3 protein-coding genes and 1 tRNA gene are annotated in these 3,458 nt (G+C 61.2%); 1 reads left to right on the top strand and 3 read right to left on the bottom strand.

From position 1 onward, the window contains the following. Positions 1-3 precede the first annotated feature (3 nt). Both Q319_RS0122725 and Q319_RS0122720 read right to left on the bottom strand, forming a co-directional pair. A complete protein-coding gene (locus Q319_RS0122725) occupies positions 4-516 on the bottom strand; it encodes a hypothetical protein (RefSeq protein ID WP_029484678.1) in 513 nt (170 codons plus the stop codon). After that, the gene (locus Q319_RS0122720) at positions 507-2,348 is read right to left on the bottom strand and encodes a site-specific DNA-methyltransferase (RefSeq protein WP_162178703.1); all 1,842 of its coding nucleotides are present in this window, start codon (positions 2,346-2,348) and stop codon (positions 507-509) included. Before Q319_RS0122720 ends, Q319_RS0122725 begins: the two co-directional genes overlap by 10 nt. 131 nt (positions 2,349-2,479) lie before the next feature. Here Q319_RS0122720 and Q319_RS0122715 point away from each other — a divergent pair, with 131 nt between their 5' ends. Then, positions 2,480-3,286, top strand: coding sequence for a polyphosphate kinase 2 family protein (locus tag Q319_RS0122715; RefSeq protein ID WP_029484676.1), 807 nt, complete (start codon positions 2,480-2,482; stop codon positions 3,284-3,286). A gap of 84 nt (positions 3,287-3,370) precedes the next feature. On the opposite strand, the gene Q319_RS0122710 is transcribed toward Q319_RS0122715, so the two are convergent. Further along, positions 3,371-3,446 (bottom strand) — tRNA-Gly (locus tag Q319_RS0122710). Positions 3,447-3,458 lie beyond the last annotated feature (12 nt).

Here is a 3,458-nt window from a genome sequence, read left to right as displayed (position 1 = left end):
CGCCTACTGCCGTTTCAGACTACGATCAAATGCCCAAACGGCAAAAATGCCGTTCAGAACACTGTCAACATCAAGTTGTCCAGTACTGAACTGGTAATGGAAGTACACCTGAATATTGATGTCGCGTGGCTCCCGGCGGTTGAAGGCAGGGCGGAACTGCCCCGGAATCGCCTCTATACCATGCCGATACGACAGCGAGGACTTCACCGAGCATTTCGCTGCCGTGCCGTCCCTGCGCCGCACGAGAATGTCGTGGCCCGCGTCGGGCGTCGCGGCCCCCTTGTCCACCGCCGAGAGCGCATGTTTTCCCTGCCCCACTAGGTACGCGATCACCGCCAGCTCGGCGATCTCACCCATCAGCAGGTTGTGGTACTTCTCCAGCGGATCGCGGTCATGCAGGTCCGCCCGGTCCCGCACATGCGGCAGCAGCCGGGCACAGGTGACGGCAGCCGTCTGGATCAGCGCCTCCGAGACCAGATCGCGGAGGGGAACGGCATCTGCGGCAGTCAGGGGCACGCTTCTCCAAACGCTTCACGAAGCTCTGCCGGGACGGCGCAGATGGTCACGTTCTCCAACTTGAGGCCCACGCCCACTGACGACCAGCTATAGACGACGACGGGCCGCCGCGCCGCCTCAGCCAGTCCCCGAACCTCGTCCAGCATTTCAGGACTGCTTTCGGCCAGATAGAACAGCGCCAGCTCATCCGTCCACTGCTGCTGAAGGGCGTAATCCGGGCGATATTCACCCAATACTTGAAGGTGACGCAGTTGCAGGGCGAACCAGACCTGGTCATGGGCCGTCTTCCCGGGTGTCAGGGGAGCCGCGCGCAGGTAGGCGAAGTCTCCACCCAGCCCCGCCACCTCCACCGGGCCGGAGCGGGTGCGGTGGGTGTAGCCCTGGATGGCCCGGCTTACCCGCTCGCGGGTCACCGACTGGCACAGGTTTTTCTGCGGCTCCTGCGCGGTGGACTCGGTGGAGGACGCCAGGATGAAGCGGCGGTTTGAGGTCTCGTCGGCGGCATTCAGCGCCAGGACGGCATGGGCAGTGGTGCCGCTGCCCGCGAAGAAGTCCAGCACGGTGTCCTCCGGGCCGGTGGCCTGCGCGATCAGCGTTTGCACCAGCGACAGCGGTTTGGGGTAACTGAACCCCACGCCTGCCGACTGGAGCATCTGCCCCAGCAGCACGGTTCCCTCGGCATTCAGGCCACTGTGCAGCACCGTCCGGTCCTCCGCGCCGTCATCCTCTTTCAGACCCACGATCCAGCTCGAAATCGGCTTGCTGGACCGCCTGACCTGTGAACGGAAACGCTTATAGCCGGGCGTGCCGTAGCCCAGACGTCTGCCGACGTACTGCGACAGATACGCCGTCTCCTCCTCCGGGGTGGCGAACAGACCCAACTGGAGGAAATGCGGGGCATGACCCTCCGTGATGGCGACGAGCAATTCATCCAGCGTGGTGTAAAAGGCGGTGCGGTCCTTCTTCGGAAAGATCACCCGCCCCTCCCGGATCAGTTGCTCCATCGTCTCGCGCCGCAGCTTCTGGCCCGGTTTCACCAACCCCTCCGAGGCGAAGGCCCAGACCCGTTTGGGATTGGGCGCATACCAGACGTCTTGCTGCGGATCATGGATCGGATAAAAACCGTTAGGGCGGGCGCGGTAGTCATGAGACTTGGACAGATCGCCACGTTTCCACGGATCGGGATTGCCTGGATCATGGTCCCTGTAACCCGAAAGATCCTTATCCAGCCCCGCGAACGAGAAACCGGGGTGCGCGTAGCACAGCACATACTCGTGATCGACGCTGAGGAAGCTGGCGGGCACGTCATTACTGCCCGAGCGCCGCCGCCACACGAAGGTGCCCACCTTCCCTCCAGGGAACACCTGATCCAGCAGCAGGGTCAGGCGGGCCACCTCGTAATCGTCAATGGAGACGAACAACACGCCGTCCGGCGTCAGCAACTCGCGCGCCAGCCTGAGGCGCTGGGCCATGAATTCCAGCCAGGCGGAATGTCGGTAGGTGTCATCCTTGCCGTGGTAATGGTCCTGATAAGCCAGTTCCTGCCCCCCGGTATTGTAGGGCGGATCGATATAGATACATTTGATCCTTCCCCGGTGGCTCAAGTGTAAGAAGCGCAGGGCGTCCAGATTGTCGCCCTCGATGACCAGATTGCGGTACGGCGCGTCCCCCACGCTCAGACCCAGATCGAGGTCCAGTGCGGTCACGGACGTCTCTTCCTCGGCGCTACCGGGACGCTCCCAGACCAGTCCGAATTGCTGCTCTGCATCCCTCTGCTCCAGCAGAGCAATCAGCACTTCCCGGTCCAGATGGTCATAGCTGGACCGGGTCAAGCCTGAGCCTCGGCGGTCTGGGAACAAGTCGGGGTCAGAGGCGGGGGGCGCACGATGGGTGCAGCATAGATCAATATTTGCCCATCCCACAGCAGCGGCCTGATCAGGGGGGAGGTGCTAGCCTCACGGGCATGGAACTCAAAACCGCAGACTACCGCGTGAAAGTCGGCAAGTCAGTCAAACTGAAGAGTTGGAAGACCGACGAGAACGGGGGCATGGACAAGAAGGAGGGCAAGGCACTGGCCGAGCTGCTGGCCGACGATCTGGCCGGGTGGCAGGAACGCCTCTACGCCGAGAACAAGCAGTCGCTCCTGATCGTCTTGCAGGCGCGGGATGCGGGCGGCAAGGACGGCACGGTCAAGCACGTTATTGGGGCCTTCAACCCCAACGGGGTCCGTATCGCCAACTTCAAGGTGCCGTCTGAAGAAGAACTGGCCCATGACTTCCTGTGGCGCATCCACGCCCAGACCCCGAAAACGGGCATGATCGCCGTCTTCAACCGCAGCCATTACGAGGATGTGCTGGTCACCCGCGTCCACGACATGATCGACGACAAGACCGCCGAGCAGCGACTGGACCACATCCGCAATTTCGAGAGCCTGTTGACCGACTCTGGCACGCGCGTTCTCAAGTTTTATCTGCATGTCAGCAAGGACGAGCAGGAGGAACGCTTGCAAGACCGCCTGGACAACCCCGACAAGCTGTGGAAGTTCAATGCGGGCGATCTGGAGGAACGCGCCCTGTGGGACCAGTACACCAAGGTCTACGAGGAGGCCCTGACCACCAGCACGGCAGCGGCTCCGTGGTATGTGATTCCTGCCGATCACAAATGGTTTCGCAACCTGCTGATCAGCCAAATCATCCTGGAGACCCTGAAAGACATGAATCCCCAGTATCCAGAAACGGATGTGAATCCCGAAGAGATCGAGATCGACTGAACAAGAAAAACCCATCAACACAAGAAAAACCCATCAACAGAACAGCCCCCTCCGTTATAGAGGGCGCTACTTGGATAAAAACTGTGGAGCGAGAGACGAGATTCGAACTCGCGACATCTACCTTGGCAAGGTAGTGCTCTACCAGCTGAGCTACTCTCGCAAAAAACGCGCT

This window comes from Deinococcus marmoris DSM 12784 (assembly GCF_000701405.1).
Lineage (GTDB): Bacteria > Deinococcota > Deinococci > Deinococcales > Deinococcaceae > Deinococcus > Deinococcus marmoris.
This window is presented reverse-complemented; position numbering and strand designations above follow the sequence as displayed.

Bases quoted from the DNA above. Each gene is read 5' to 3' on its own strand.
- Q319_RS0122715 (WP_029484676.1), top strand. From the start codon at position 2,480: ATGGAACTCAAAACCGCAGACTACCGCGTGAAAGTCGGCAAGTCAGTC.